The organism is Xanthobacter aminoxidans, assembly GCF_043193615.1.
GTDB classification, from domain to species: domain Bacteria; phylum Pseudomonadota; class Alphaproteobacteria; order Rhizobiales; family Xanthobacteraceae; genus Xanthobacter; species Xanthobacter aminoxidans.
The window spans coordinates 518,975-544,524 of sequence record NZ_JBAFUS010000003.1 but is presented as its reverse complement, the minus strand read 5'-3'; the positions used below and the strand labels follow the sequence as shown (position 1 = coordinate 544,524).

Sequence of the window (25,550 nt, the reverse complement as noted above, 5' to 3'; positions counted from 1 at the left end):
CACAGTCCAGATTTCACATGCTAGACACGGTGCATGTGAATATAACATTTCATCATTTGTGAAATGTGAAATCGGGAGCACGTTCCATGATCACCCGCCGCGCCCTCCTCGCCACCGCGCTCGCCGGCGCGGCCGCGGCCCCGTTCGGCGCCGCGCCATCGCTGGCCCAGCAGGGGCCGAACACGCTGCTGAACGTCTCCTACGACATCTCCCGTGAGCTGTTCACGGCCATCAACGCCGAGTTCATCCCGTTCTGGAAGGAGAAGACCGGCCAGCAGCTGACGGTGAACCAGAGCCACGCCGGCTCGTCGCGGCAGGCCCGCGCGGTCATCGAGGGGCTGGAGGCGGACGTGGTCACCTTCAACCAGGTGATCGACGTGGATACCCTCGCCAAGGCCGGCTATGTGGCCAAGGACTGGCCGAAGAAGTTCCCCAATTCCGCCTCGCCTTATTATTCCTTCCCGGCCTTCCTCGTGCGCGCGGGCAACCCGAAGAACATCAAGGACTGGTCCGACCTCGTCCGTGACGACGTGAAGGTGATCTTCCCGAACCCCAAGACCTCGGGCAATGCGCGCTACACTTATCTCGCGGCCTATGCCTATGCGCTGGAGCAGAACAAGGGCGATGCCGCCAAGGCGGACGCCTTCGTGAAGAAGCTGCTTTCCAACGTCCCGGTGTTCGACACCGGCGGCCGCGCGGCCACCACCACCTTCGTCGAGCGCGACACCGGCGACGTGCTGGTGACGTTCGAGGCCGAGACCCGCACCATCGAGGGGCTCTATCCCGACAAGAAGCTTCTCACGGTCGTGCCGTCCGTGAGCCTTCTCGCCGAGTTCCCGGTGGCGGTGGTGGACAAGGTGGTGGACAAGCGCGGCTCCCGCGCCTCCGCGACGGCCTATCTCGAGTTTCTCTATTCCACCGCCGGCCAGACGGTGGCGGCCAAGGCCTTCCACCGGGTGGTGGACCCCAAGGTGGCGGACCAGTTCAAGGACCAGTTCCCGCCCATCCGCCTCGTGAAGGTGGAGGACGTGTTCGGCGGGTGGGAGAAGGTGCAGGCCACCCACTTCGCTTCCGGTGGCAAGCTCGACAGCCTGTTCGTGGGCAAATGACTGTGTGACGCGTCGGGCGCGGGGCGTGGGGCGTGGGGCGTGGGGCGCGGGGCGCCGCGCCGTGTCGTATTCCCGCCAGTCCGGCACCCCGCGCCGGCGTCCCTTCAGGGCGCCGGCGTTTCTGCATCTGCTATTCCCTTGAACGGCCGAAGCTTTCCGATGGCTTTGATGGGGCGGCATGCAATTTGAATGGCTCCAGGGAACGCCCACCGAGCCGCGAGCCGTCATGTCCGAAGCCGCCGAAGTCGAAGTCCTCGATATCCCGCAGGTCTACACCCACCACGTCTTCTGCTGCTTCACCCAGCGGCCGCCGATGCATCCGCGCGGCTCCTGCGGGGCGAACGGTGCGCAGCCCTTGTGGGAGCGCCTGGGTAAGAAGCTGGAAGCATCCGGCCGCCGCGACATCGCCATGACCTCCGCCGGCTGCCTGAGCTTCTGTCAGGCGGGGCCGATCATGGTCGTCTATCCCCAGGGCATCTGGTACACGCCCAAGACCCCCGAGGACATCGACGAGATCGTCACCGAGCATCTCCTCGGCGGCAAGCCGGTGGAGCGGCTCATCATCATTCCCCGCATCTGAGAACAGCCCGCGCGGCGCCTGAGCGAAGGCAACGCCCTAAAGCTCGCGCGGCTCTCCTCGGTCCTGTCATCGCCCGCCTTGTGCGGGCGATCCACGGTCGGGCCGGGACGGCTTTCCGGCAATCCGGACAAGCGGCGGGGTGGATCCCCCGGACGAGCCGGGGGATGACGGCGGTCTCAGGCCGAAGGCCGATGCAGGCCCGGGCGCCTCACGCCTTGGCGGGATCGGCGAGGCGGAAGGTGAGGCGCACGCAGGTGCCGCGATCGCGCGGATCGAATGTCGGCTCGCAGCCGAGCTTCATGGACATGGCCTTGACGATGCGGTTGCCGAGGCCCGTGGACTTCGCGGGCTTGTCCGGGGAGATACCGGCGCCGTCGTCTTCCACGGTGAAGTCGAGCCGGTCGCCCATGCGCTTCAGCTTCACCCGCACCGGCCCCTCGCCGTCGGGATAGGCGTATTTCATGGCGTTGATGACGAGTTCTGTGGCGATGATGCCCAGCGCCACGCCGCGATCCGGGTCGATGTGGATCGGGTCCGCATCGTAGGTGAGGGTGATGCCGCCGTGCTCGCGGTGCGCCGACACCTGCAGGTCGTCCAGCAGCGAGCCGATATACTGGTCGAGCGCGACGGTGGCGATCTGGTCGGACGTGTAGAGGCGCCGGTGCACCTGCGCGACGGCGGAGACGCGGTTGCGGGCGGAATTCAGCGCTTCCTTCACGCGGGGTTCGTCGGTGGCGCCGGCCTGCACGTTGAGCAGCGAGACGATGATCTGCAGCGAGTTGCCGACGCGGTGGTTCATCTCGCGCAGCAGCAGCGCGCGCTCGGCGGCCAGCGCCTCGAACCGGTCGCGGGCGGCGCGGATCTCAGCTTCCGCCGCCTCGTGGGCGCGGCGCATGCGCACCTGCTCCACCGCCAGCACGAAGGCGGCGCGCAGCAGTTCGATGAAGTCGGCCTGCACCTCCTTCACCACATAGTCGGCCGCGCCCGCCTTGAGGGCCGCGACCGCGAGGCGCCCGTCCTGCGCGCCGGTGACGTAGACCACCGGCGGGGCATTATCGAGGGCGCGGATGGCGCGCAGGGTGGTCATGCCGTCCTGTCCGGGCATGTAGTGGTCGAGGGCGACCACGTCGAACCGCTCGGTGCCGAGCCGGGCCAGCCCGTCTTCGCCCGAGAAGGCCGGAACCACCTCGAACCCGAGCCGGCCGAGCTGGCGCTGCACCAGCCGCCCGAGGGCGGGGTCGTCGTCCACATAGAGCACGCGCAGCGGCGGCGGCGGAGCGGATGCCGCGTCCAGTTGGGTTGCCAGAGGGTCGGACACGGCGCATTCCATCAGTCGGTCTCCGGCACCTGGATGACGGAAAAGAACAGGCCAAGCTGCCGGATCGCGTTGGCGAAATTCTCGTAATTGACCGGCTTCGTCACATAGACATTGGCGCCGAGGTCATAGCAGCGCTGGATTTCCACCTTGTCGTCGGTGGTGGTGAGCACCACCACGGGCGAGCGCTTGAGATGCTCGTTCTGCTTGATGCGGCCGAGGATCTCCACGCCGGTCATGTCTGGCAGATTGAGGTCGAGCAGCACGAGGAGCGCGCGCCCGCTGCTCTCCCGCCCGCTGCCATCGGCGCCGAACAGGAAGTTGACGGCGCTGGTGCCGTCCCTGAAGGCGACGATCTCGTTGTTCACGCCGGCGCGCCGGATGTTCTTCTCGATGAGGCGCGCATGGCCCTCATCGTCCTCGATCATGATGATGGTGACGTGCTCAACCATGGTCCTTCTTTCCGGTCTCCGTGGGCAGGCGGCGCGGCACCGTCACCTTGAAGGTGGAGCCTTCGCCCAGCTTGGAATCGAGAGAGATGAGGCCGCCCATGCGCCGCACCAGCGCGCGGACATGGGCAAGGCCGATGCCTTCGCCGGGGCGGTCCTGCCGGCCCGAGCGGCGGAACAGCTCGAACACCCGGCCGCGATCCTTGGGATCGATGCCGCGGCCATTGTCCTGAATGACGAAGGTGACGAAACCGGGCGTGTCCACCGCGCTCACCTCCACCCGGAGCGGCACGTCGTCCCGCCGGTATTTGAAGGCGTTGTCGAGGAGGTTGGTGAAGATCTGCTCCAGCGCCAGCCGGTCGGACTGGATCACCGGCAGGCGCTTGATGGTGATCTCGCCGCCGGCCTCGTGAAGCTGGTGGGTCATGCTGTCCCGCAGGTTCGCGAACAATTGGCCCATGTCCACGTCCACCGGCACGAATTCCTTCCGGCCTTCCCGCGACAAGGCGAGAATGGCGTGGATGAGCCGATCCATCCGGGTGATGGACGTCTTGATGAAGCCGAGGGCCTCCTCGAAGTCGGCGGCGATCTGCGCATCGGCCTCCGGCGCCTCGCCCGCCTGTGCCCTCAGCTGGGCGAGGCGCTCGAACAGGTCGCCGCGCATGGCCTCGATCTCGCTGGTGAAGCCCATGATGTTGACCAGCGGCGAGCGCAGATCGTGGCTGACGATGTAGGCGAAGCTCTGGATCTCGTCGTTGGCTTCCTTGAGGTCGGCGGTGCGCTCGGCGACGCGCTTCTCCAACCCCTGGTTGGCAGCCTCCAGCTCGCGCTGCGCCGCCTGCAAGGCGCCGACCTGGCGGCGATTGAGGGTGAGGGCGAGGGCGCCGAGGACCAGCACCACGGCGAGGCCGGCGAGGCTGACCACGGTGAGCCACACCGTGCTGTCGTGGGAAGCATCGGTCCGATCATCGAGCAAGTTGCTCTCTGCCGCCTTCATCTCGACCAGCAGCGTGCCGAGGCGCGACATCGCGCCCTCGGTACGATCGGCCCGAAGGTCGGCGGTGGCCCCCTCCAGATCGCCCGCGGTCCTGAGCGTCATGGACTGCTCGTAAGACGCAAGGCGTTCGGCGATCAGGGTCCGGGCCTCCGCCACGCGCTGCTGCTGCTCGGGATTATCTGCGGTGAGGGCGCCGATCTGTTCGAGCGTCGGCCCGGTCTGGGCCTTTGATTGCTCATAGAAGCGGGCGAAACCCTCGCGTCCGGTGATGAGATAGCCGCGTTCGGCGCTTTCCGTGCGGCGGATGAGGACCTGCAATTGGGAAACGGCGTTCATCACCTGAAGCGTATGGGCGACGCTCTCCGCATCCGACCGCGCGCGATGGATGAGGGAGATCGACGACGCACTGATGGCGACGAGGATGGCGAAGCCGAGCAGCAGGAGCAGCGTCGGCCCCGGTGTCGCGAAGCGGCGTTGCCAGGGGCGCGGGGCGGTTTCGCTGAGGGTGGCCGTCATGACGGGGTACCAACGGGCGGAATGAGAAGGCGCGCGCACCAATGCGCCCGCCCGCCGAACGTGGCCGAGCGGGCCTGACCCGTGCCGCGCGCGGAAGCCGCCTCACCGAGGGCGCGAGCCGCCCATTGTCCCATTTCGTCCCGCCTCTCCGGCGGCGCGGTAACAAGAAACCTCTACGGGATCAATCCGCGCCCGCTCAAGGTGTGATAAGTGCGGACTCGCTTGAAGGTTCCCCGCGTTAGCGCTTGGATGCGGCTTGAACGTCGCTTTTTTGAAGACGGAGTATCATGCCGGTCACACTCCCCGGCCGCCGACCCGACGAGGCCTCTGCCACAGCAGAGCCTGCCGATGAGGTCGCGGCCTATCTTTCCACCTACGGCGAGCCGGAGGTGGTGGAAGTGCTTCTGCCCGACACGTCCGCGGTGCTGCGCGGCAAATGGATCCCCGGCCGGTCCATCACCAAGATCTGGAAGGACGGGGTGGCCATCCCGCTCTCCATCTTCGGCCTCGACATCTGGGGTTGCGAGGTGGAGGCCACCGAGATCCACCTGGAGACCGGCGACAAGGACGGGCTGTGCTGGCCGGTGGCGGGCACGCTGAAGCCGGTGCCCTGGGCGCCGAGGCCCACTGCGCAGGTGCTCATCACCATGCACGAGCCCGATGGCTCGGCCAAGGGCGCGCCGTGGAAGCTCGATCCGCGCCAGCAGCTCGCCGGCATCGTGGACCGTTTCACCGCGCGGGGCCTTGCCCCCTGCGTCGCCTTCGAGCTGGAATTCTATCTGCTGAAGCCGTCCGACGTACCCGGCGCGCCGCCGGAGCCGGTGTTCCCCGCCACCGGGCAGGCGCGGCAGAACATGTATTCCATGTCGGACCTCGACGCCTTCGCGCCGGTGCTGCACGACATGCGCGCAGCCTGCGAGCAGCAGGGCCTGCCGGCGGATACGGTGATCTCCGAGGCGGCGCCCGGCCAGTTCGAGGTCAATCTCTACCACCGCGTGGATGCGCTCGCGGCGGCGGACGACGCCATATTGCTGCGCCGGCTCATCGACGGTGTCGCACGGCGCCACGGCCTGCGCGCCAGCTTCATGGCCAAGCCCCTCGTGGATTTTGCCGGCAACGGCATGCACGTCCATGTGAGCCTGATGGAGACGGCCGGCGGCAATCTCTTCGCCAAGCCCGACGGCGTGGGCGACAAGGCCCTGCGCCACGCGGCGGGCGGCCTGCTCGCCACCATGGCGGACTCAACGCTGTTGTTCGTGCCCAGCTACAACGGCTATCGCCGCCTGGTGCCGGGCTCCTATGCGCCGGTCTCCATCAGCTGGGGCTATGACAACCGCTCGGTGGCCGTGCGCGTGCCCAACGGACCGCCCGCCGCCCGCCGGCTGGAGCATCGCATCGCGGGGGCGGAAGCCCATCCCCATCTCGTCCTCGCCGGTATCCTGGCCGGCATGCTGGAAGGGCTGGAGCGGGAGATCGAGCCGCCTGCGCCGCTTTCCGGCAATGCCTACGAGCACGCGGCCGAGCGCCTTTCCCCCTCCATGGAGGAGGCGGTGCGGCGGTTCTTGGCGTCCGACTTCATCGCCCGCGCCTTCGGCGAGGACTATCGCCGCATCTATGGCGTGATGAAGCAGGAGGAACTCGCCGCCTTCACCCGGCAGATTCTACCGCTGGAATACGACACCTACCTCTGAGCGCTGCGGCGTGGCCGTTTCCTGTTGAGCGTTGTGCCGCAACGCAATAGCCTTCCACCACCGGGGACGGCAGGATAAGCCCGCCCCGCGCAAGAGGAGAACGGCGGATGCTTCGCCAAACGCTAGCTGCAGTCGTCGTGGCCACGCTCGGCCTTACCGGCGTGGCGACGGCCCAGGAAAAGGTCGTCAACGTCTTCAACTGGTCGGACTATATCGATCCGACCGTGCTGGAAGATTTCACCAAGGAAACCGGCATCAAGGTCCGCTACGACGTCTTCGACAGCAACGAGGTGCTGGAGACGAAGCTGCTGGCGGGCAAGACCGGCTACGACGTTGTGGTGCCGTCCGGCTCCTTCCTGCAGCGGCAGATCAAGGCGGGCGTGTTCATCCCCCTCGACAAGTCCAAGATCCCGAACCTGCAGTACGCCTGGCCCGAGGTCACGAAGCGCCTCGCCGTGTATGACCCCGGCAACGATCACGCCGTCAACTACATGTGGGGCACCACCGGCATCGGCTACAACGTGGACAAGGTGAAGGAGCGCCTCGGCGACATCCCGCTCAACACCTGGGACATCATGTTCAAGCCCGAAATCCTCTCCAAGCTGAAGGATTGCGGCGTCTATTTCCTCGACGGCCCGGAGGAGGTGATCCCCACCGCGATGAAGTATCTGGGTCTTGATCCCAATTCCAAGAACCCGGACGACATCGCCAAGGCCGGCACTCTGCTCATGACGGTCCGGCCCTACATCAAGAAGTTCGATTCCTCGGGCTACATCAACGCCCTCGCCCGCGGCGACATCTGTATCGCCCTCGGCTGGTCCGGCGACATCTACCAGGCCAGGACCCGCGCCCAGGAGGCGGCGAAGAAGACCAAGAAGAAGCTGGTGAACGTGGACTATGCGCTGCCGAAGGAAGGCGCGCTCATGTGGTTCGACAACTTCGCCATCCCCAAGGATGCGAAGAACATCGACAATGCCCTCACCTTCATCAACTACATGATGAGACCCGAGGTGGCGGCGAAGAACTCGAACTTCATTTCCTACGCGAACGGCAACCTCGCCTCGCAGAAGTTCATCGACAAGGATATCATGGACAACCCGTCCATCTATCCGACGAAGGAGGTGTTCGACCGCCTCTTCATCGTCACCACCAACGAGCCGCCGGTGCAGCGGGTCATCACCAAGACCTGGAACACCTTCAAGCGCGGGAAGTGAGGCGCGGCCGGTTCATTCCGGCCTGAAAAAGAAAGGGCCGCGGGAGACGATCTCCCGCGGCCCTTTTTATGGGTCCGTCCTGCGTCTTCAGGCCGCCAGCGCCCGCTTCACCGCGTCGACGATGCGGTCCTGCGTCGCCTCGTCGAGATAGGCGTGCATGGGCAGGGAGATGACCTCCTCCGCCAGCGCCTCGCACACCGGCAGGATGGCGCCGGCGGAGGGGTAGTGGCGATAGGCCGGCTGGAGGTGCATGGGCAGGCGGTAGTAGACGGCGGTGGGCACGCCCTCGGCCTTCAGCTTTTCGGCGAGGCCGTCGCGCACGCCGGGGGCGAGCCTGATGGTGTATTGCGCCCACACCGACGTCGCCCGCGGATCGACCACCGGCACGCCAGCCACGTCCTTGAGCAGTTCATTGTAGCGCCGGGCTACCTTCTCGCGCGCCGCGATCTCCTCCTCGAAGATGGCGAGCTTTTCGAGCAGCACGGCGGCCTGGATGGTGTCGAGGCGCGCCGTCATGCCGATGCGCACGTTCTGATACTTGTCCACGCCCTGGCCGTGCTCGCGCAGGCTCTTGAGGATCGTCACCAGTTCCTCGTTGTCGGTGAGGATCGCGCCACCGTCGCCATAGGCGCCCAGCGGCTTGGCGGGGAAGAAGGAGGTGGCGGTGGCATCGCCGATGGAGCCGGTGCGCCGGTTGTTCCAGGTGCCGCCGAAGCCCTGCGCGGTGTCGCACAGCACTTTCAGACCGTACTTCTCGGCGATCGGCAGGATGGCGTCATAGTCCGCCGGCTGGCCAAACAGGTCCACCGGGATCACCACCCGCGGGTCGAGGCCCTGCTCGATGGCCACCTGGATCGCCTGCTCCAGGCTCTCCGGGTCCATGTTGAAGGTGTCTTCCTTCACGTCCACGAAGACAGGGGTCGCGCCCACCCACGGCACCACCTCGGCGGTGGCGCAGAAGGTGAAGGCCGGGCAGAACACGGCGTCGCCCGCCTTCACGCCCCAGGCCATCAGCAGCAGGGCCAGCGCATCCGTGCCGCTGGAGCAGGAGACGGCGTATTTCGCCCCGGCGAAGGCGGCGAGCTTCTGCTCGAATTCCGTCACTTCCGGGCCGTTGATGAAGCGGCAGGAGGCGAGCACCGCCTGCACCGCATCATCCACGCGCCCGCCGATGCGGGCGCGCTGGGCGGCAAGGTCGATGAAGGCGATGGGGGCGCTGGCGCCCGACGCGGGAGAGGTCATCTCTGGTCCGTTTCAGAAGGCCCGGTCGTCGGGCGTTTCGCAGGCGCGCACCCGCCCGCCGGCCAAGGGCCGGCGCGGCGCGCGTTCAGCAGTAGGCTCAGCCCACCGCGCGGCGCTTGGTGGAGGAGCCCCGCGACGAGGCGGTAGCACCGGGCAGGCACGCCATGGCGATCTCCAGGCTCGCCACGCCCTCCTCGCCGGTCACTTCCGGCGGACGGCCGGTGCGCACGGCGGAGAGGAAGTTTTCCAGCTCCGCGCGCAGCGGCTCGGCATAGGCCACCGGCAGGTGCCGGGTGGAATAGGAGCCGTCGGGGCGATAGTCGAAATGCTCGGTCACCTGACGGGTGAGCAGATCGCCGATCACGTATTTCTTGGAGGTGGCGACGTGGACCGTACGCGCCTTGAAGGGCGTCAGCCAGTTGGTGTTGATGTGCGCCAGCGCCCCGGTGGCGGTGCGGAACTGGAGCAAAGCGATGTCCTCGCGCTCGGCGATGGCGGCGCGGGTCTGCGGCTGCACTTCCAGGATGTCCGAGCCGGTGAACCAGCGGATCAGGTCGATGTCGTGCACCGCGAGGTCGATCACCACGCCCACATTGGACATGCGCGGCGGGAAGGGGCCGACGCGGGTGATGGCGATGGAGAGCAGGTTCTCGTCGCGGATGGCGTCCTTGATGGCGCGCACCGCCGGGTTGAACCGCTCCACGTGGCCGATCATGAGGGTGACGCCCTTGTCGTGGGCGGCGGCCACGATCTCGCGGCCTTCCTCGGTGGTGGACGCGACGGGCTTCTCCACCAGTACCGAGCAGCCGGCGGCGATCACGTCGAGGGCAATGGAGTGGTGCAGGTGGGTGGGCGCTGCCACCACGACGGCGTCGAGGCCGAGGGCGAGGAGTTCGCGGTGGTCGCCCACCGCCTTGCAGCCGAGAAAATTGGCGACCCGCTGGGCCTGTGCCTGGTCGGGATCCGCCACCGCCACCAGTTCCGCGCCGGGGAGTTCGGCCAGCACGCGGGCGTGATTCGATCCCATGATGCCGATGCCCGTGACGCCGATGCGTACCGGACGGTTCGAGGCGCGCTCCTGATCGGGCGCTGCCGGATGAGCCATTTCAGCCCTCTTCTGCCGTTCAACGATTGCGCGCTCTAGCACGATCATAGTTGAGAAGGCGAGGCAGTGGGTCAAATCCGGCCCCTGGCCCCGTTCAAGAATTGCATCCCCGTGTTACCGCGCGGTCCGGCGCGGGGGGATGGGCGTGTCCTATTCCCTCCGGCGATGGGCCGGCCTATCACCCGCCGGGACCAGACTGCGGGAGGAGGGGACAGGGGCATGCGCAAGATCGTCGCCGGCAAGCTGCACGGACTGACCGTGACCGGGGCCGACCTCAATTATCACGGCTCCATCACGCTCGATCCCGAGCATTGCGAGGAAGCCGGCATCCTGCCGCTGGAGTTCGTGGAGATCTGGAACCGCAATTCCGGCGCCCGCATCTCCACCTACGTCATCCTCGGCGAGCGCGGGTCGCGCTGCTGCATCCTCAATGGCGCGGCGGCGCGTACCTGCCAGCCGGGCGACGAGGTCATCATCTGCAATTCGGTCTATGTACCGGAAGGGGAGATCGTGGCGCTGCGGCCGAAGGTGCTGACCTTCGACAGGGAGAACCGCATCACCGGCCGGCTCACCTACGAGGTCACCCGCGACAGCGCGGGCACCTACCGATTCGCGGTCCGCGACGAAAGCGGCTGCGAGAAGAAGGTGCCGCTGCGGACGGATGTCTGAATGGACCGCCCAAAGCAAAAGGCCCCCGGCGATGCCGGGGGCCCAATGCAAGGGGGTGCTTCGGATCAGAACTTGTAGTTCACACCGAGGCGGGCGGTCTGGATGTTGCTGCCGACGGACAGCTGATCGCCGTTGATGTAGTTGGTCTTGCTGTTGTCGAAGCCGAGGTACAGATACTCGGCCTTGATCGTCCAGTTGTTGGTGATGGCGTACTCGACGCCGGCGCCGGCGGTCCAGCCCCACTTCAGGTTGCTGTCGGACAGGCCATAGGGGTCGGTGTACTTGGTGTTGGCATAAGCCACGCCGCCGGTGATGTACGGCAGGAAGCGGTCCATCGCGTAGCCGAGGCGGGCGCGGATGGTGCCGAAGTAGTCAACCTTCTGGTCGATCACGCCGCCGCCGAGCGGGCCGCCGAACAGCACGCCACTGGTGTTGATGTCGGCCCAGTTGAAGTCCGTCTCGACGCCGAGCACGACGTTGTTGGCGAACTGGTAGTTGTAGCCGATCTGCAGACCGCCGGTGAAGCCGTTGGAGGTGCCGGGGCTGTAGCTGTAGGTGGGCGAAGCGAAGGGGGTGTAGTCGTAGGTGTTGTCAGCCCAGCCCCAGCCCACGTTGCCGCCGATGTAGAAGCCGGTCCAGGAGAAGACCTGCACGGGGATCGGGGCGGCCTTCACCGGATAGCGGGTGGCCAGGTCGGCCGCAGAGGCGGTGCCGGCGAGGAGAACCAGGGCGGTGGCGCCCAGAAGTGCACGCTTCAACATGAGTATCTACCTTTGTGGTTTCGCCGGCTGCTCCCTGAGGAGGTCGCCGTCGGGTGGTTCTTTATTACAGCTCCTGACCGGTGCCGTCTGTAGCGATCGGGCCACACCCGAAAAATCAAACCGGGCAGAGATGTGGCCTTTTCCTAACTTTCTTTAATCTCCGCGACACATTGGCGCGTAAACGCGGCAGATTTGGGATTGTTCCCATGTTTTGCCGCATTTCTTTTCGTTGCGTTACGTCTCTCCTTAGAATCGATAATTCACACCGGCTCTAAGAATATTTGCGTCGAAGCCAGTAGTGACCGGACCGACTGCAGTGGGGAACGTGGCGCCCCCCAAGTCTACATAAAGGTATTCAAGCTTCGCGGACCAGTTTCGGTCAAATCCTACCTCCGCGCCAAGACCCAACGTCCAGCCGGTCTGGGTCGAGGAGGAGGTAAGGCTGAAGAAATTCGCGCTGCCCTGCCCATAAGCGAAGCCGCCGGTGCCATAGATGAGCACGCGGTCGAACGAATAGCCGAGGCGGGCGCGCACGGTGCCGAGATTGTTGAGGCTGTAGGCGCCGGCCGACATGCCCGCGAAGTCGAAATCCGTCTCGATGCCGAGCACGAAGGGGCTGCCGAACTGGAAATTGTAGCCGGCCTGGAAGCCGCCGAGGAAGCCGCTGGGGCTGCTGAACGACGAGGAGCCCCAGCCGTAGCCGGCGTTGGCGCCCAGATAGAAGCCGGTCCATGTGAAGGCTGCCACCGGCTGCACGTAGGGCGCGGGATAGCCGAGGTCGGCCGCTTCGACCGGCGCGGCGAGAGCGAAGCCCGCCAGCGCAGCGGCGGAAGCAAGCAGACGGATACGCATGGATCATCCTCCGAGAGGGGGCGGCCGGTTGGCATCCGGCCTTCCGCGCACCCTCGCAGGTGAAACTTGCCTATTTCTCTGCGGTTGCTGTCGTTCGCGCACATGGTTGATGACGTAGTAACTATCTATGACTTTGCGTTGAATGTGGATTTTTGGCCTTGTGCGGAGCTGGCGCGCGGCCCGGCAAAAGAAGCGAATGCCGCTATGGTTGACGCCCGGTGAAAACGAGCCGCCGGGTGCGCCGTTCCCTCCGGGCGTCGGGCGCATTACATACGCATCCATGACCCGCCGCCGCCCCGCCGACCCACCCGAGATTGCCCTTGCCCGCGCCGATGGCGACGCGCCGGGCGAAGCCTTGCCGCCGGGAGCGGGTGAGGGGACGGCGGAAGAGACGGAAGAGGCCGTCCTTCTCGAGCTTGAGCCCGCGGACGAGACCCTGCCGGGCGAGGAAAGCCTGGCCACCGGCCGCGCCGCCATCATCCGCGCGGTGAAGCACGCGCCCAACGGGCCGGGCGTCTACCGCATGATCGCGGCGGACGGCACCGTGCTCTATGTGGGCAAGGCCAAGAGCATCAAGAAGCGCGTGCTCAGCTATACGCGCCCCGTGGGTCACACCAACCGCATCGCCCGCATGATCGCCGGGACGGCGCAGATGGAGTTCGTCTCCACCCGCACCGAGCCCGAGGCGCTGCTGCTGGAAGCCAACCTCATCAAGCAGCTGAAGCCCCGCTTCAACGTGCTGCTGAGGGACGACAAGTCCTTCCCCTACATCCTCATCACCGCCGATCACGTCTCGCCGCAGATCGCCAAGCACCGCGGCGCACGCAACCGGCCGGGCGACTATTACGGCCCCTTCGCCAGCGTCTGGGCCGTGGACCGCACCATCAACGCGCTGGAGCGGGCCTTCCTGCTGCGCTCGTGCTCCGACAGCTATTACGAGAATCGCACGCGGCCCTGCCTTCTCTTCCAGATCAAGCGCTGCGCCGGCCCCTGCACCGGCGAGGTGAGCCATCAGGATTATGCCGAGCTGGTGCGCGAGGCCCGCGCCTTCCTCTCCGGCCGCTCGCGCGCCATTAAGGAGGAACTGGCGAAGGAGATGGAGCAGGCCGCCGAGGAACTGGAATTCGAGCGCGCCGCGCGCCTGAGGGATCGTCTTGCCGCGCTCTCCGCCGTGCAGGGGTCGCAGGGCATCAATCCGCGCGGGGTGGAGGAGGCGGACGTGTTCGCCTGCCACCAGCAGGGCGGGGCCACCTGCGTGGAGGTGTTCTTCTTCCGCACCGGCCAGAACTGGGGCAACCGCGCCTATTATCCCCGCGCCGACCGCTCGCTCACCGAAGCCGAGGTGCTCGGCGCCTTCCTCGCCCAGTTCTACGAGGACAAGCCCTGTCCGCGCCTTCTCCTGCTCTCGCACAAGGTGGAGGAGCAGGAGCTTCTGGCCGAGGCCTTGTCCGAGAAGGCCGGCTACAAGGTCGAGATCGCCGTGCCCCAGCGCGGGGAGAAGCGCGACCTCGTGGACCACGCCTTGCAGAACGCCCGCGAGGCGCTGGCCCGCACGCTCGCCGAAAGCGCGACGCAGGCGAAGCTGCTGGAGGGCGTCGCCACCACCTTCGGTCTCAAGGCGCCGCCCCAGCGCATCGAGGTCTACGACAATTCCCACATCATGGGCACCAACGCGGTGGGCGGCATGATCGTGGCCGGGCCGGAGGGGTTCCGGAAGTCGCAATACCGCAAGTTCAACATCAAGTCGGCCGACCTCGTGCCCGGCGACGACTTCGGCATGATGCGCGAGGTGCTGACGCGCCGTTTCGCGCGCCTGCTGAAGGAGGCGCCGCGGGAGGTGGCGCCGGTTCCCGAGGCCGCGCCCCCTTCACCCCCGCATTCTCCCGCAAGGGGAGAGGGCGTTCCGGGGGTGTCGGTTGATGCGACTGTCTCTGAAGCCGAGCAGCCTGTGCCCCCTCTCCCCCTGAAGTCGGCTGTTGCCGACTTCAGCTTTCACGAACCGAACTCGGAAAGAGCCGAGTTCGGGCGGGAGAGGGATGGGGTGAGGGGTGACACTCCATCCACAGCCCCACCGGTTGAGGCCGAGCTCGAAGACGAGCCCGACGCCCTGCCCGATGCCACCGGCGCCTCGCCGTGGCCCGACCTCGTGCTGATCGACGGTGGCCTCGGCCAGCTCAATGCGGCGCGGAAGGTTCTGGAGGAACTGGGCATCACCGACGTGCCATTGGTGGGCATCGCCAAGGGCCTCGACCGTGAGGCGGGGCGCGAGCAGTTCTTCCTGCCCGGTCGCACGCCGTTCCGCATGGAGCCGCGCGATCCGGTGCTCTATTATATCCAGCGGCTGCGCGACGAGGCGCATCGCTTCGCCATCGGCTCGCACCGGGCGCGGCGCAAGAAGGACATCACGGAAGCCGGGCTTCAGGCCATTCCGGGGGTGGGGCCGACACGCAAGCGCGCCCTGCTGCGCCACTTCGGCACGCTGAAGGCCATCGAGCGCGCCTCGCTGGCCGATCTGGAGCAGGTGGCGGGCATCAATGCCGGTACGGCCAAGGCGGTGTACGACTATTTCCACGAGCGGCCTTCATCATGAAAAGCCCTCAAGGCTTTCGCCGGCCGCCCGCCCGGCCTAAATAGGAACGACGGCCGGCGCGATGGCCACCATCGCGGCCGTGCTTTCTGAAGTGGTGCCCATGTCCGACGCAGCGACACGATCCGATGCCCCGCCCGCGACCGAGCGGCCTTCCCGCGGGCATGCCCTGTCGCTGCCGAACATCCTCACCTATTCGCGCTGCGTGGCCGTGCCGCTGGTGGCCGCGAGCCTGTTCTGGTCGGACATCCTGGCCGGCGGAGTATGGCTCCGGTGGGTGGCGCTGTTCCTCTACGTGGCGGCGGCGATCACCGACTTCTTCGATGGCTACCTCGCCCGCGCCTGGTCCCAGCAATCGGCCATCGGGCGGATGCTCGATCCCATCGCCGACAAGCTGCTCGTTTCCACCTGCCTCCTGATGCTGGCGTCGGACGGCACCATCCGCGGCTGGTCGCTCTGGGCGGCCATTGTCATCCTGTGCCGGGAGATCCTCGTCTCCGGCCTGCGCGAATTCCTGGCCGAGCTTCGGGTGTCGGTCCCGGTCTCCCGCCTCGCCAAGTGGAAGACGACCCTGCAACTCGTCGCCGTGGGCGTGCTCATCACCGGCACGGCCGGCGAGGCTGTTCTGCCGGGGGTGATGCTCGTCGGCCTGACGCTGCTGTGGATTTCGGCCGTGCTCACGCTCTACACCGGCTATGATTATTTCCGCGCCGGCGCCCGCCATCTGGTGGAGGACGAGCGGTGAAGGTGCTCTATTTCGCCTGGCTGCGCGAGCGCGTGGGCCTCGCGGAGGAGGAGGTTGCCCCTCCTGCCGAGGTTGTGACCGTCGCCGACCTCGCCCTCTGGCTGGCATCGCAGGACGAGGCCCACGCGCACGCCTTCGACAACCCCGCCGTGGTGCGCGCCGCCATCGACCGCCGCCATGTGAAGCCGGATTCCGCCATCTCCGGCGCACGGGAAGTGGCGTTCTTTCCGCCCATGACCGGGGGCTGAAGCTCATGTTCGCCGTCCGCATCCAGCGCGAGCCGTTCGACGCCGTGGCGGAAAGCGCCGCGCTCGCCGCCGGACGCACGGATGTGGGCGCCATCGTGACCTTCACCGGCCTCTGCCGCGCCGATGCCGGCCCGGACGGCGCAGGTCTCGCCGCGCTGACGCTCGAGCATTATCCCGGCATGGCGGAAGAGGAGATCGAGCGCCACGTGGAGGAAGCCCGCCGCCGCTGGCCGCTCACCGGCGCCATCGTGGTCCATCGGCACGGGCGTCTGGAGCCGGGCGACCCCATCGTGTTCGTCGCCACCGCCTCCTCCCACCGCGCCGCCGCCTTCGCCGCCGCCGAATTCCTGATGGACTGGCTGAAGACCAGCGCCCCCTTCTGGAAGAAGGAGGAGCCGATCGGTGCCGCCCATCCCGGGGGGTGGGTCGAGGCCAAGGCCAGCGATGACGCGGCCGCGGACCGCTGGCGGGAGTAGGTCCCGCAGCCCTCCCTGCGCACGTTCTGCACTGCGACACTTGCGCCGCAGCACGGGCCGCGTCTATGAAAACGGACGCTCGCTTTTCAAGAACCGGCAAACGGTCCCTGCGCAGGTGAGAGAAACGCTACCGGGAAGAATTTCATGGATTTCCGCGTCTCGCTGGACGGGCGCTCCGCGTTGGTGACGGGGGCGTCCGGTGGTCTTGGAGCGTATTTTGCCGGCCGGCTGGCGGCCTCTGGCGCCAAGGTCGCGCTCGCGGCGCGCCGGGCCGAGGCCTGTGCCGCCCTCGCCGATGAGATCAAGGCTGCCGGCGGCACGGCCATCGCCGTCGCCCTGGACGTGACCGATCCGGCGTCCGCCGCCGCGGCGGTTGCTGCAACCGTCGAGGCTTTCGGCGGGCTCGACATCCTCGTGAACAACGCCGGCGTCACCGGCACCACGCCGCTGATGGATGAGACGGCCGAGGATTTCGGCCGCATCATCGACACCAACCTCAAGGGCTCCTTCCTCGTCGCCCAGGCGGCGGCACGGGCCATGGCCAAGGCGAAGACCGGCGGCTCCATCATCAATGTCGCCTCCATTCTCGGGCTGCGCGTCGCCGGGCAGGTGGCGGCCTATGCGGCGTCCAAGGCGGCGCTGGTGCAGCTCACGAAGTCCATGGCGCTGGAGTGGGCGCGCCACTCCATCCGCGCCAACGCCCTGTGTCCGGGCTATGTGGAGACCGACCTCAACCGCGACTTCTTCGCCACCGAGGCGGGGCAGGCGCTGGTGCGGCGCATTCCCACCCGGCGGCTCGGCGCCCTCGCCGATCTGGAGGGCCCGCTCCTGTTCCTGAGTTCCGATGCCTCCGCCTACGTGACGGGCACGACGCTGGCGGTCGATGGCGGCCACCTGGTGTCTTCGCTCTGATTCCGCAGGTGCTCATGATTGCGCAGCGGACCCGCTTCCGCTTCGCCCCATGTCCCAATAAGTTCATCTCGGTGCCAGCGCCCCAGGGAGCGCCCAGGAGGAAGTGATGCGACACAAGGTGTATCCGGACGCGAAGAGTGCCCTTGAGGGCATCGTTTCCGACGGCATGACGATCATGGCGGGCGGCTTCGGCCTGTGCGGCATCGCCGAAAACCTGATCGCGGCCATCCGCGACCTCGGCCCGAAGCACCTGACCGTGGTGTCCAACAATTGCGGCGTGGACGATTTCGGCCTCGGCATCCTGCTCGCCAACGGCCAGATCAAGAAGATGATCTCGTCCTACGTGGGTGAGAACAAGCTGTTCGAGCAGCTCTATCTCGCTGGCGACCTCGAGCTGGAATTCAACCCGCAGGGCACGCTGGCCGAGCGCATCCGCGCCGGCGGCGCCGGCATCGCCGGCTTCTACACCAAGACCGGCTACGGCACGATCATCGCCGAGGGCAAGCCGACCCGCGAGTTCAACGGCCAGCATTACGTGCTCGAGACCGGCCTCGTCGCAGACCTCTCCATCATCAAGGCGTGGAAGGCCGACAAGGAAGGCAACCTGATCTACCGGAAGACCGCGCGGAACTTCAATCCGATGATGGCCACCGCCGGCAAGATCACCGTGGTCGAGGTGGAGGAACTGGTGGAGGTCGGCGAGCTCGATCCCGAGAACATCCACACCCCCGGCATCTATGTGGACCGCATCGTGGTCGAGGTCGGCGCCGAGAAGCGCATCGAGAAGGTGACCACCCGCAAGCGCGAAGAGGTGAAGTGATGGCCTGGACCCGTGAGCAGATGGCGGCCCGCGCCGCCCAGCAGATCCGCGACGGCTTCTACGTGAACCTGGGCATCGGCATCCCCACCCTGGTCGCCAACGCCCTGCCGCCCGGCATGACCGTGAGCTTCCAGAGCGAGAACGGCATGCTCGGCATCGGCCCCTTCCCCTATGAGGGCGAGGAAGACCCGGACCTCATCAACGCCGGCAAGCAGACCGTGACCGAGGTGCCCGACACCTCCTATTTCTCCAGCGCCGATTCGTTCGCCATGATCCGCGGCGGGCACATGGACCTCTCCATCCTCGGTTCCATGCAGGTGTCCGAGGAAGGCGACATCGCCAACTGGATGGTGCCCGGCAAGATGGTGAAGGGCATGGGCGGCGCCATGGACCTCGTGGCCGGCGCCAAGGAAGTCATCGTGCTCATGGAGCACGTGGAGAAGTCCGGCGCGCCCAAGCTGGTGACGCGCTGCACGCTGCCCCTCACGGGCACCCACGTGACCGACTTCGTGATCACCGACCTCGCGGTGTTCGAGTTCACCAAGCGCGGCGGCACGCTGGTGCTGAAGGAACTGGCGCCGGGCGTGACTCTCGACGAGGTGAAGGCCAAGACCGAGGCGAAGTTCGAGGTCGGCCTCGCCTGATCGCTGTGCGCAAAAGCCGGTTCGGAAAGGCGCCCCTCGCGGGCGCCTTTTTCGTTCAGGCGGCTTTTCGAGTGGCAAGGTCCGGCAAGGCGAGGCTCACGTCGGCACCGTCAAGGATGTCGCGCCATTGCGGCCCGCGCAGCACGCCGTATTCCACTTCCCGCTGATGGGTGAGGGGATCGCGGGCGACGAGCGGGTCATCCACCCGGCCGGGATGCACCATCACCAGTCCACCATCCGGCACACCGGCGAGGAAATGGCCGAGCAGCGTCGCGAAATCGTGGTCGCCGGAAAAGTCGTAGGCGCCGCCGAAGCCCCGGTTGGTGGCAAGGCCCGCCCGCGCCGCGTCCCGGGCGAAGCCGGTGGAGAAGGCGCCGATCAGCCGGCCCTTGAGGTCGAGGCCGTTGAGGGCGCCGCGCGCCGGGGTCACATCCCGCAGGAAGGCGCGGGGGGCATGGCGGGCGGTGGCGGCGATTACCGCCGTGCGGATCACCGGCAGCACATGGACGTGCTGGTGGCCGTCCACATGGTCGGGCGGCCGGCCGAAAGCGTCGTGGAAGGCGGCAAACTGCGCCTCCACCTCCGCCGCGACGGCCTTCGCGTCGAGCCGGCGCGACAGGGCCGAGAGCAGCAGGCGGGGCAAGGCGGGGAGGGTGCCCGTCGGCTCGGCCATGCCGGGCGTCAGCGGCGCGAAGGCTCCGGTGAGGGTGACATGCAGGCCGATGCTGGCGCCGGTGTCGGCCGCCGCATCGTCCAGCGCCCGCGCGGCGGGACCGAGACCGTCGAACACGGTCATCACCGAGGTGGCGTTGATGCGCCGGTCGGCGATCAGCGCAGCGATGGCCTCGGATACGCCGGGAGAGATGGCGTAGTCGTCGGCGCAGAGGATGACGCGTTTCACTGGTCGCCCCGCGAGGCGAGCACCGCCGGATGGGAGATTACCTGGGCGTGTCCGTGCGCCTGTCCGTGCGCCGACACGTTCAATTCCGCCTCAGGCGCCCGGTTGAAGACGTGGTCGGCCACGTAATAGACCGGCCGCGCCTTGATCTCCGACAGGATGCGGGCGATGTACTCGCCCATCAGCCCCATCACCAGCAATTGTGTGCCGCCGATCACCATCAGGCCCACGACGATGGAGGGATAGCCGGGCAGGGGGATGCCCCAGACGAGGCGCTCCACCACGATCCAGCTGCCATAGAGCAAGGCGAGGCCCGCGAGCGAGGCGCCGAACAAGGCGGCCAGCCGGAGCGGGGCCGGCGAAAAGGAGGTCAGCGCCTCCATGGACAGGCCGAGCAGCCGCAGGAAGTTGAACGAGGTGGAGCCGTGGGCCCGGGCCGCCGGGCGATAGGGCACGGCCACCTGCCGGAAGCCGATCCAGCTCGTCAGACCCTTGAAGAAGCGGTTGCGCTCGGGCATCCGCCGCAGGGCCGCCGCGGCGCGCGGCGAGAGGATGCGGAAATCGGCCGCGTCCTCGGGAATGCGGGCGGTGGCCCCGAAATTCAGCAGCTTGTAGAAGGTGCGCACGAAGATGCGCCGGCTCGCCGCCTCGTCGGACCGATCGGCCTTCACCGCATAGGCCACGTCCCAGCCCTCGTCCTTCCACAGGCCGATGAAGGTCGGGATCATCTCGGGCGGGTGCTGGCCGTCGCCGTCCATGAACATCACCGCATCGCCGCGAGCGTGGTCGTGGCCCGCCATGAGGGCGGCTTCCTTGCCGTAGTTGCGGCTCAGCGCCACCACCTGCACGTCCGCCCGATCCGCCGGGAGGGAGGCCGCCACGGCCGCGGAGCCGTCGCGGCTGCCGTCGTCCACATAGACGATCTCCACCCGCATGCCGCGCCGCGCTGCCTCAGCCGAGGCGATGGCCGTCACGCGATCGTGGAAACCGGGAAGGCCGGCGGCCTCGTTGTATAGCGGTATGACGATGCTTAAGTCTGGTGTCATGATACTACCGTCGATCCCGCGCCGGGGATGGAGACCGCATCTAGCCGGGGCTGCGGACAATTGCGCATAATTTTTTTGGAATGCATGGAACCCAGCGGTGGAACCGGCGTTTTCAAGTCAGCGCGATCATCCCCCCCAATTGATCGTGCCATTGGCGCGGCCGCCTTCCCCCAGGGCGGCCGCGTCGTCATTTCAGGGGGGGGTTCGGCTGTTCCGGTCATTTTCCGCCGCATGCGTGCGACCCCGAAGACCGGAGCCGATTGCTCCACATCAAGACCCGAGACTTTGGGCGAGTTTAGGGTAAGGTCGCGTCGTTCAAACGGCCGAACGGGGGCCTTCCCATATGATTCGCGACATTCTGGTCAATCTCGCCCAAGGGGTCGAGACGGACGTCGCCTGCGACTACGCGGCGAGCCTTGCCGCCAGCTTCGGTGCCCATCTTACGGGGCTGTCGGTGGCGTATGAGATCGACGTTCCGCCCTTCTACATGGGCGCCCTGCCGACCGACTTCATCGATGCCCAGGTGCTGGAGAATCAGGCCGCTGCCGAAAAGGCCGCCGCCCGCTTCTCCGCCTCTGCCGCGGCCGCGGGGCTGTCGCACGAGGTGCGCAGCCTCTCTGCCTCGCTCGGCGTCGCGGCCAACAGCTTCGCCGAGCTGGCGCGGCTGTATGACCTCACGGTCGTCGCCCAGCCCGATCCGGACCGGCCCGGACCAGAGGAGGTGATCTCAGAGACGGTGCTGATGGAGTCCGGCCGCGCCGTTCTCATCGTGCCCTACGTGCAGACCAAGCCCTTCACCGCCGAGCGGGCCGTGGTGGCCTGGGACGGCAGCCGGCCGGCCGCGCGTGCGCTCGCCGAGGCGCTGCCTCTGCTGCACCGGACCAAGGTGGTGGAGATCTTCCGGGTCGTCACCCATGCGGACGACGATGACACCGCCGGCGTCGAGGTGGCGCGCCATCTGTCGCGCCATGGCCTTTCCGCCACCGTGCGCAAGCTGCCGGTGGGCTCGGGCGAGTCCGTGGCCTCGGCCATCCTCAACGAGGTTTCCGACCAGGGCGCCGACCTCGTGGTGATGGGCGGCTACAATCATTCCCGCCTGCGCGAGATGATCGTCGGCGGCGTCACCCGGGAAATCCTCAACACCATGACCGTGCCGGTGCTGATGGCCCACTGAGGGCGCTTAAGCCCGGACGGTCCTGAAACAAAAATGCCCCGGCCATAGCCGGGGCATTTTCATTTGCAGCAATGGGCCGGCGACCGGAGGTCAGTCCTCGTCGTCCTCGGCCTCGTTCTTCTTCGAGCCGCCGAGCTTGGCGAACACGGTCTCGAGGTCGAGGCTCGTGCGGCCCTTCGGCGGCTCGTCCTCATGCTCGTCGTGACCGGTGGTGACGTCCGCCGGCAGCAGGGTGGCGCCGCGGTCCTCATGGCCGGCGGTGGCCGGACGGTCCTTGGCGGCGCGCTGCACTTCCAGGTCGAGATCGATCTGGCTGCACAGGCCGAGCGTCACCGGGTCCATGGGGGAAAGCTGGGGCGAGTTCCAGTGCGTGCGGTCGCGGATGGACTGGATCGTCGACTTGGTGGTGCCGACGAGGCGGATGATCTGCGCGTCCTTCAGCTCGGCATGGTTGCGCAGCAGCCAGAGGATGGCGTTGGGCCGGTCGTGGCGGCGCGACACCGGGGTGTAGCGCGGACCGCGGCGCTTCTTCTGCTCGGGCAGGCGCACCTTGGGGTCCAGCAGGCGCAGGCGGCGGTTGGCGTCCTTCTCAGCGAGGGTGATCTCGTCGCGGGAGAGCTGGCCGGTGGAGATGGGGTCGAGCCCCTTGATTCCCTGCGCCACCTCGCCGTCGGCGATGCCCTTCACCTCAAGCGGGTGCAGCTTGCAGAAGTCGCCGATCTGCTCGAAGGAGAGCGCCGTATTGTCCACGAGCCAGACGGCTGTGGCCTTGGGCATCAAAGGTACGTTCGACATGACGGCCTCTTCGGCTTGTTGGTCTATCGGGCCCGTCGGGGTGAGACGCGCCGGTCATGAAAAGAATGGGTCGGGCATATGCGTCTTCGCCTGGCCACCCCACCTTTCGGGGCGGACCGCGGAATGCATCGCATATGTCCGGGATGGCACCAACATAAGCGGGCCGGGCACAAGTTGCAATTCCCGCAGCGCCGTCGGCCCCGAAATCGCCGCCGAAGCTTGACACCGGCCCAAGGAGGTCGCCAATTCGCGCCATGTCCGACACTCCGATCGTGCCCGACCGTGCCGCGCCCGCCGAAAGGCCCGCGCTGAAAATCCTGCTCGCGGCGCCGCGCGGCTTCTGCGCCGGCGTCGTGCGCGCCATCGATGCCGTGGAGCAGGCGCTCAAGCTTTACGGTGCGCCGGTCTATGTGCGGCACGAGATCGTGCACAACAAGTATGTGGTGGAAGACCTGAAGCGGAAGGGCGCCATCTTCGTCGAGGAGCTGGACGAGGTGCCGGATACCACCGCGCCGGTCATCTTCTCCGCCCATGGCGTGCCGAAGTCGGTCCCCGAGGCGGCCGCCGGCCGCAACCTCTTCGCCATCGACGCCACCTGTCCGCTCGTCACCAAGGTGCATCGCGAGGCGCAGGTCCATTTCAAGCGTGGCCGGCACATCCTCCTCATTGGCCACAAGGGCCATCCCGAGGTGGTCGGAACCATCGGCCAGCTGCCGGACGGCGCCTTCACCCTGATCGAGACGGCCGAGGAGGCCGAGCGGGTATCGCCGCCGGATGCGGAAAATCTCGCCTATGTGACGCAGACCACCCTGTCGCTGGACGACACGGCGGAGATGGTGGCCATCCTGCGCCGGCGCTTCCCCAAGCTCTCCGAGCCGCACAAGGAAGACATCTGCTACGCCACCACCAACCGGCAGGAGGCCGTGAAGGCCATCGCGCCGAAGGTGGACGCGCTGATCGTGGTGGGTGCACCCAATTCCTCCAATTCCCAGCGCCTGCGCGAGGCGGCGGAGCGGGCGGGCTGCCCGCGTGCCGCTCTGGTGCAGCGGGCGGCCGACATCGACTGGTCGGTATTCTCAGGGCTGTCCAGCCTCGGCGTCACCGCAGGGGCCTCGGCCCCGGAAGTGCTGGTGGAGGAGATCATCGACGCCTTCGCCGCGCGCTACGACGTGCGCGTGGAGACCGTGACCTCCACCGAAGAGGACGTGTTTTTCCCCTTGCCGCGCGTGCTGCGGCCGGATGCGGCGGCGGAGTAGAGCGTGGCGGTCTATACGGATGTGGCGCCGGCCGAGCTCGAGGCTTTCCTCTCGGGCTACGACATCGGCTCCCTCACTTCCTTCCACGGCATCGCCGAAGGGGTGGAAAACTCCAACTTCCTGGTCCAGACCACGACCGGCAGCTTCATCCTCACCCTCTACGAGAAGCGGGTGAAGCGGGAAGACCTGCCCTTCTTCGTCGGCCTCATGCAGCACCTCGCCGCGCGGGGGCTCTCCTGCCCCGAGCCGGTGGCGGCGCGCTCCGGCGCCATCCTCGCGGAAGTGGCGGGGCGGCCAGCGGCAATGGTGACGTTCCTGCCGGGCGTTTCGGTGCGCAGGCCCACGGCCCACCATTGCGCCGAGCTTGGGCGGGGCCTTGCCCAGCTGCATCTCGCCGGAGCGGATTTTGCGCTGAAGCGGACCAATGCGCTCTCCGTCACCGGCTGGCGGCCGCTGTTCGAGGCGGCCGGCGCCGCGGCCGACACGGTGGCTCCGGGTCTGTCCGAGGCGGTCGCGGCCGAGCTTGCCGTGCTGGAGGCGAACTGGCCGCAGGACCTGCCCTCGGGCGTGATCCATGCCGATCTCTTCCCCGACAATGCCTTCTTCCTCGACGACCAGCTCTCGGGGATCATCGACTTCTATTTCGCCTGCACGGACTTCCTCGCCTACGACGTGGCCATCTGCCTGAATGCCTGGTGCTTCGAGGCGGACGGGGCCTACAACGTCACGAAGGGGCGGGCGCTGCTCGCCGGCTATGAGGCCGTGCGGCCCCTCTCCGAGGCGGAAAAGGCGGCTCTGCCGCGCCTTGCGCGCGGTGCGGCGCTGCGGTTCCTGCTGACGCGCCTCGTGGATTGGCTGAACGTGCCGGAGGGGGCGCTGGTGCGGCCCAAGGACCCGCTGGAATATCTGAAGAAGCTGCGCTTCCACCAGGCGGTGGAGCGGGCGCAGGATTATGGTCTCGCCGCATGAAGTCCGTGGAGATCTTCACTGACGGGGCCTGCTCCGGCAATCCCGGCCCCGGCGGCTGGGGCGCGCTTTTGCGCTTCGGCGCCCACGAGAAGCCGCTCTGCGGCGGCGAGGGGCTGACCACCAACAACCGCATGGAGCTGATGGGCGCCATTTCCGCCCTTGAGGCGCTGAAGGAGCCGTGCACCGTCGATCTGCACACGGACAGCGAATATCTGAAGAACGGCGTCACCAAGTGGATGCACGGCTGGAAGCGCAACGGCTGGCGCACCGCCGACAAGAAGCCGGTGAAAAACCAGGACCTGTGGGAGCGCCTCGACGAGGCGCTCAAGCGCCACGAGATCCGCTGGCACTGGGTGAAGGGCCACGCCGGCCACGCCGAGAACGAGCGCGCCGATGAACTCGCCCGCGAGGGCATGGCCCCGTTCAAGCTGAAGGCCCGCCTCGGCGGGTGAGGGGCTCGATGGTTGCCCGGCTCCGGCC

General features: G+C 67.3%; 26 protein-coding genes. 16 read left to right on the top strand and 10 right to left on the bottom strand.

The genetic code is table 11. The features are described 5' to 3' along the window. The first annotated feature begins 86 nt into the window (after positions 1 to 86). A complete protein-coding gene (locus V5F74_RS17705) occupies positions 87 to 1,109 on the top strand; it encodes a sulfate ABC transporter substrate-binding protein (protein WP_394009525.1) in 1,023 nt (340 codons plus the stop codon). 226 nt (positions 1,110 to 1,335) lie between these two features. Next, entirely contained in the window at positions 1,336 to 1,689 is a 354-nt protein-coding gene (locus tag V5F74_RS17700; RefSeq protein ID WP_394009523.1) for a (2Fe-2S) ferredoxin domain-containing protein, read from the top strand. 208 nt (positions 1,690 to 1,897) lie between these two features. On the opposite strand, the gene V5F74_RS17695 is transcribed toward V5F74_RS17700, so the two are convergent. Genes V5F74_RS17695 through V5F74_RS17685 form a run of 3 tightly spaced genes read right to left on the bottom strand, consistent with a single transcriptional unit; the run spans position 1,898 to position 4,966 of the window. Next, on the bottom strand, positions 1,898 to 3,007 hold the full coding sequence (locus tag V5F74_RS17695) for a histidine kinase dimerization/phosphoacceptor domain -containing protein (RefSeq protein WP_394009521.1): 1,110 nt from the start codon (positions 3,005 to 3,007) through the stop codon (positions 1,898 to 1,900). Positions 3,008 to 3,018: 11 nt separating this feature from the next. Continuing rightward, positions 3,019 to 3,456, bottom strand: coding sequence for a response regulator (locus tag V5F74_RS17690; RefSeq protein WP_024277276.1), 438 nt, complete (start codon positions 3,454 to 3,456; stop codon positions 3,019 to 3,021). Next, positions 3,449 to 4,966, bottom strand: coding sequence for a sensor histidine kinase (locus V5F74_RS17685; RefSeq protein WP_394009519.1), 1,518 nt, complete (start codon positions 4,964 to 4,966; stop codon positions 3,449 to 3,451). The genes V5F74_RS17690 and V5F74_RS17685 overlap by 8 nt, the downstream gene beginning before the upstream one ends. A gap of 287 nt (positions 4,967 to 5,253) precedes the next feature. Here V5F74_RS17685 and V5F74_RS17680 point away from each other — a divergent pair, with 287 nt between their 5' ends. Together V5F74_RS17680 and V5F74_RS17675 are read left to right on the top strand one after the other, a co-directional pair. Continuing rightward, positions 5,254 to 6,657 carry a glutamine synthetase family protein gene (locus V5F74_RS17680; protein ID WP_394009517.1) on the top strand — a complete coding sequence of 468 codons (1,404 nt, stop codon included), beginning with the start codon at positions 5,254 to 5,256 and terminating at the stop codon, positions 6,655 to 6,657. Positions 6,658 to 6,764: 107 nt separating this feature from the next. Further along, positions 6,765 to 7,871: a polyamine ABC transporter substrate-binding protein gene (locus V5F74_RS17675; RefSeq protein ID WP_029556885.1), complete on the top strand. Its 1,107-nt coding sequence runs from the start codon at positions 6,765 to 6,767 to the stop codon at positions 7,869 to 7,871. Positions 7,872 to 7,958: 87 nt separating this feature from the next. Here the strand turns inward: V5F74_RS17675 and V5F74_RS17670 are convergent, their stop codons facing one another. Next, positions 7,959 to 9,113, bottom strand: a complete 1,155-nt coding sequence (locus V5F74_RS17670; RefSeq protein WP_394009515.1) for a DegT/DnrJ/EryC1/StrS family aminotransferase — start codon at positions 9,111 to 9,113, stop codon at positions 7,959 to 7,961. 97 nt (positions 9,114 to 9,210) lie between these two features. Next, positions 9,211 to 10,218 (bottom strand): Gfo/Idh/MocA family protein, encoded by a 1,008-nt coding sequence (locus tag V5F74_RS17665; RefSeq protein WP_394009513.1) that lies wholly within the window; start codon positions 10,216 to 10,218, stop codon positions 9,211 to 9,213. A 219-nt stretch (positions 10,219 to 10,437) separates the two neighbouring features. Here V5F74_RS17665 and panD point away from each other — a divergent pair, with 219 nt between their 5' ends. After that, the gene (gene panD, locus V5F74_RS17660) at positions 10,438 to 10,887 is read left to right on the top strand and encodes an aspartate 1-decarboxylase (protein ID WP_029556888.1); all 450 of its coding nucleotides are present in this window, start codon (positions 10,438 to 10,440) and stop codon (positions 10,885 to 10,887) included. A 65-nt stretch (positions 10,888 to 10,952) separates the two neighbouring features. Here the strand turns inward: panD and V5F74_RS17655 are convergent, their stop codons facing one another. Then, positions 10,953 to 11,648: an outer membrane protein gene (locus V5F74_RS17655; protein WP_029556889.1), complete on the bottom strand. Its 696-nt coding sequence runs from the start codon at positions 11,646 to 11,648 to the stop codon at positions 10,953 to 10,955. Positions 11,649 to 11,894: 246 nt separating this feature from the next. Then, complete coding sequence (locus tag V5F74_RS17650) at positions 11,895 to 12,500, bottom strand: outer membrane protein (RefSeq protein WP_394009510.1); 606 nt, start codon at positions 12,498 to 12,500, stop codon at positions 11,895 to 11,897. A 280-nt stretch (positions 12,501 to 12,780) separates the two neighbouring features. Between V5F74_RS17650 and uvrC the strand changes: the two genes are divergently transcribed. The 7 genes from uvrC to V5F74_RS17615 all read left to right on the top strand — a co-directional run bounded on the left by uvrC (position 12,781) and on the right by V5F74_RS17615 (position 18,932). Next, the gene (gene uvrC / locus V5F74_RS17645) at positions 12,781 to 15,090 is read left to right on the top strand and encodes an excinuclease ABC subunit UvrC (protein ID WP_394009508.1); all 2,310 of its coding nucleotides are present in this window, start codon (positions 12,781 to 12,783) and stop codon (positions 15,088 to 15,090) included. A 100-nt stretch (positions 15,091 to 15,190) separates the two neighbouring features. Then, a complete protein-coding gene (gene pgsA / locus V5F74_RS17640; RefSeq protein WP_394009665.1) occupies positions 15,191 to 15,832 on the top strand; it encodes a CDP-diacylglycerol--glycerol-3-phosphate 3-phosphatidyltransferase in 642 nt (213 codons plus the stop codon). Continuing rightward, positions 15,829 to 16,080, top strand: coding sequence for a molybdopterin converting factor subunit 1 (moaD, locus tag V5F74_RS17635; protein ID WP_394009506.1), 252 nt, complete (start codon positions 15,829 to 15,831; stop codon positions 16,078 to 16,080). The genes pgsA and moaD overlap by 4 nt, the downstream gene beginning before the upstream one ends. A 5-nt stretch (positions 16,081 to 16,085) precedes the next feature. Then, a complete protein-coding gene (locus tag V5F74_RS17630; RefSeq protein ID WP_394009504.1) occupies positions 16,086 to 16,556 on the top strand; it encodes a molybdenum cofactor biosynthesis protein MoaE in 471 nt (156 codons plus the stop codon). Positions 16,557 to 16,700: 144 nt separating this feature from the next. Beyond that, positions 16,701 to 17,468 carry a glucose 1-dehydrogenase gene (locus V5F74_RS17625; protein WP_029556895.1) on the top strand — a complete coding sequence of 256 codons (768 nt, stop codon included), beginning with the start codon at positions 16,701 to 16,703 and terminating at the stop codon, positions 17,466 to 17,468. 106 nt (positions 17,469 to 17,574) lie between these two features. Further along, a complete protein-coding gene (locus V5F74_RS17620; RefSeq protein WP_029556896.1) occupies positions 17,575 to 18,288 on the top strand; it encodes a CoA transferase subunit A in 714 nt (237 codons plus the stop codon). Further along, positions 18,288 to 18,932 (top strand): CoA transferase subunit B, encoded by a 645-nt coding sequence (locus V5F74_RS17615; RefSeq protein WP_029556897.1) that lies wholly within the window; start codon positions 18,288 to 18,290, stop codon positions 18,930 to 18,932. Before V5F74_RS17620 ends, V5F74_RS17615 begins: the two co-directional genes overlap by 1 nt. Before the next feature lie 55 nt (positions 18,933 to 18,987). On the opposite strand, the gene V5F74_RS17610 is transcribed toward V5F74_RS17615, so the two are convergent. Both V5F74_RS17610 and V5F74_RS17605 read right to left on the bottom strand, forming a co-directional pair. Next, the gene (locus tag V5F74_RS17610) at positions 18,988 to 19,833 is read right to left on the bottom strand and encodes a ChbG/HpnK family deacetylase (protein ID WP_394009501.1); all 846 of its coding nucleotides are present in this window, start codon (positions 19,831 to 19,833) and stop codon (positions 18,988 to 18,990) included. Next, on the bottom strand, positions 19,830 to 20,876 hold the full coding sequence (locus tag V5F74_RS17605; RefSeq protein WP_394009499.1) for a glycosyltransferase family 2 protein: 1,047 nt from the start codon (positions 20,874 to 20,876) through the stop codon (positions 19,830 to 19,832). The genes V5F74_RS17610 and V5F74_RS17605 overlap by 4 nt, the downstream gene beginning before the upstream one ends. Before the next feature lie 343 nt (positions 20,877 to 21,219). On the opposite strand from V5F74_RS17605, the gene V5F74_RS17600 reads away from it, so the two are divergent. After that, positions 21,220 to 22,050 (top strand): universal stress protein, encoded by an 831-nt coding sequence (locus tag V5F74_RS17600; RefSeq protein WP_029556900.1) that lies wholly within the window; start codon positions 21,220 to 21,222, stop codon positions 22,048 to 22,050. Between the two features lie 90 nt (positions 22,051 to 22,140). Here the strand turns inward: V5F74_RS17600 and V5F74_RS17595 are convergent, their stop codons facing one another. Further along, entirely contained in the window at positions 22,141 to 22,845 is a 705-nt protein-coding gene (locus V5F74_RS17595; protein WP_029556901.1) for a DUF1013 domain-containing protein, read from the bottom strand. A gap of 254 nt (positions 22,846 to 23,099) precedes the next feature. Here V5F74_RS17595 and ispH point away from each other — a divergent pair, with 254 nt between their 5' ends. From ispH to rnhA, 3 genes are read left to right on the top strand one after another with little or no spacing between them, the layout of a single operon-like run. Continuing rightward, the gene (gene ispH / locus V5F74_RS17590; protein WP_051678981.1) at positions 23,100 to 24,101 is read left to right on the top strand and encodes a 4-hydroxy-3-methylbut-2-enyl diphosphate reductase; all 1,002 of its coding nucleotides are present in this window, start codon (positions 23,100 to 23,102) and stop codon (positions 24,099 to 24,101) included. Positions 24,102 to 24,104: 3 nt separating this feature from the next. Then, on the top strand, positions 24,105 to 25,070 hold the full coding sequence (gene thrB / locus V5F74_RS17585; protein ID WP_394009496.1) for a homoserine kinase: 966 nt from the start codon (positions 24,105 to 24,107) through the stop codon (positions 25,068 to 25,070). After that, complete coding sequence (gene rnhA, locus V5F74_RS17580; RefSeq protein ID WP_029556903.1) at positions 25,067 to 25,522, top strand: ribonuclease HI; 456 nt, start codon at positions 25,067 to 25,069, stop codon at positions 25,520 to 25,522. Before thrB ends, rnhA begins: the two co-directional genes overlap by 4 nt. Positions 25,523 to 25,550: the final 28 nt, after the last annotated feature.

Coding starts and splice junctions, on each gene's coding strand:
- V5F74_RS17705 (WP_394009525.1), top strand. CDS start 87: ATGATCACCCGCCGCGCCCTCCTCGCCACCGCGCTCGCCGGCGCGGCC.
- V5F74_RS17665 (WP_394009513.1), bottom strand. CDS start 10,218: ATGGCTCATCCGGCAGCGCCCGATCAGGAGCGCGCCTCGAACCGTCCG.
- V5F74_RS17685 (WP_394009519.1), bottom strand. CDS start 4,966: ATGACGGCCACCCTCAGCGAAACCGCCCCGCGCCCCTGGCAACGCCGC.
- ispH (WP_051678981.1), top strand. CDS start 23,100: ATGTCCGACACTCCGATCGTGCCCGACCGTGCCGCGCCCGCCGAAAGG.
- V5F74_RS17670 (WP_394009515.1), bottom strand. CDS start 9,113: ATGACCTCTCCCGCGTCGGGCGCCAGCGCCCCCATCGCCTTCATCGAC.
- V5F74_RS17625 (WP_029556895.1), top strand. CDS start 16,701: ATGGATTTCCGCGTCTCGCTGGACGGGCGCTCCGCGTTGGTGACGGGG.
- V5F74_RS17690 (WP_024277276.1), bottom strand. CDS start 3,456: ATGGTTGAGCACGTCACCATCATCATGATCGAGGACGATGAGGGCCAT.
- V5F74_RS17595 (WP_029556901.1), bottom strand. CDS start 22,845: ATGTCGAACGTACCTTTGATGCCCAAGGCCACAGCCGTCTGGCTCGTG.
- V5F74_RS17680 (WP_394009517.1), top strand. CDS start 5,254: ATGCCGGTCACACTCCCCGGCCGCCGACCCGACGAGGCCTCTGCCACA.
- V5F74_RS17675 (WP_029556885.1), top strand. CDS start 6,765: ATGCTTCGCCAAACGCTAGCTGCAGTCGTCGTGGCCACGCTCGGCCTT.
- V5F74_RS17650 (WP_394009510.1), bottom strand. CDS start 12,500: ATGCGTATCCGTCTGCTTGCTTCCGCCGCTGCGCTGGCGGGCTTCGCT.
- rnhA (WP_029556903.1), top strand. CDS start 25,067: ATGAAGTCCGTGGAGATCTTCACTGACGGGGCCTGCTCCGGCAATCCC.
- V5F74_RS17700 (WP_394009523.1), top strand. CDS start 1,336: ATGTCCGAAGCCGCCGAAGTCGAAGTCCTCGATATCCCGCAGGTCTAC.
- pgsA (WP_394009665.1), top strand. CDS start 15,191: ATGTCCGACGCAGCGACACGATCCGATGCCCCGCCCGCGACCGAGCGG.
- V5F74_RS17620 (WP_029556896.1), top strand. CDS start 17,575: ATGCGACACAAGGTGTATCCGGACGCGAAGAGTGCCCTTGAGGGCATC.
- V5F74_RS17605 (WP_394009499.1), bottom strand. CDS start 20,876: ATGACACCAGACTTAAGCATCGTCATACCGCTATACAACGAGGCCGCC.
- panD (WP_029556888.1), top strand. CDS start 10,438: ATGCGCAAGATCGTCGCCGGCAAGCTGCACGGACTGACCGTGACCGGG.
- uvrC (WP_394009508.1), top strand. CDS start 12,781: ATGACCCGCCGCCGCCCCGCCGACCCACCCGAGATTGCCCTTGCCCGC.
- V5F74_RS17630 (WP_394009504.1), top strand. CDS start 16,086: ATGTTCGCCGTCCGCATCCAGCGCGAGCCGTTCGACGCCGTGGCGGAA.
- V5F74_RS17615 (WP_029556897.1), top strand. CDS start 18,288: ATGGCCTGGACCCGTGAGCAGATGGCGGCCCGCGCCGCCCAGCAGATC.
- V5F74_RS17655 (WP_029556889.1), bottom strand. CDS start 11,648: ATGTTGAAGCGTGCACTTCTGGGCGCCACCGCCCTGGTTCTCCTCGCC.
- V5F74_RS17600 (WP_029556900.1), top strand. CDS start 21,220: ATGATTCGCGACATTCTGGTCAATCTCGCCCAAGGGGTCGAGACGGAC.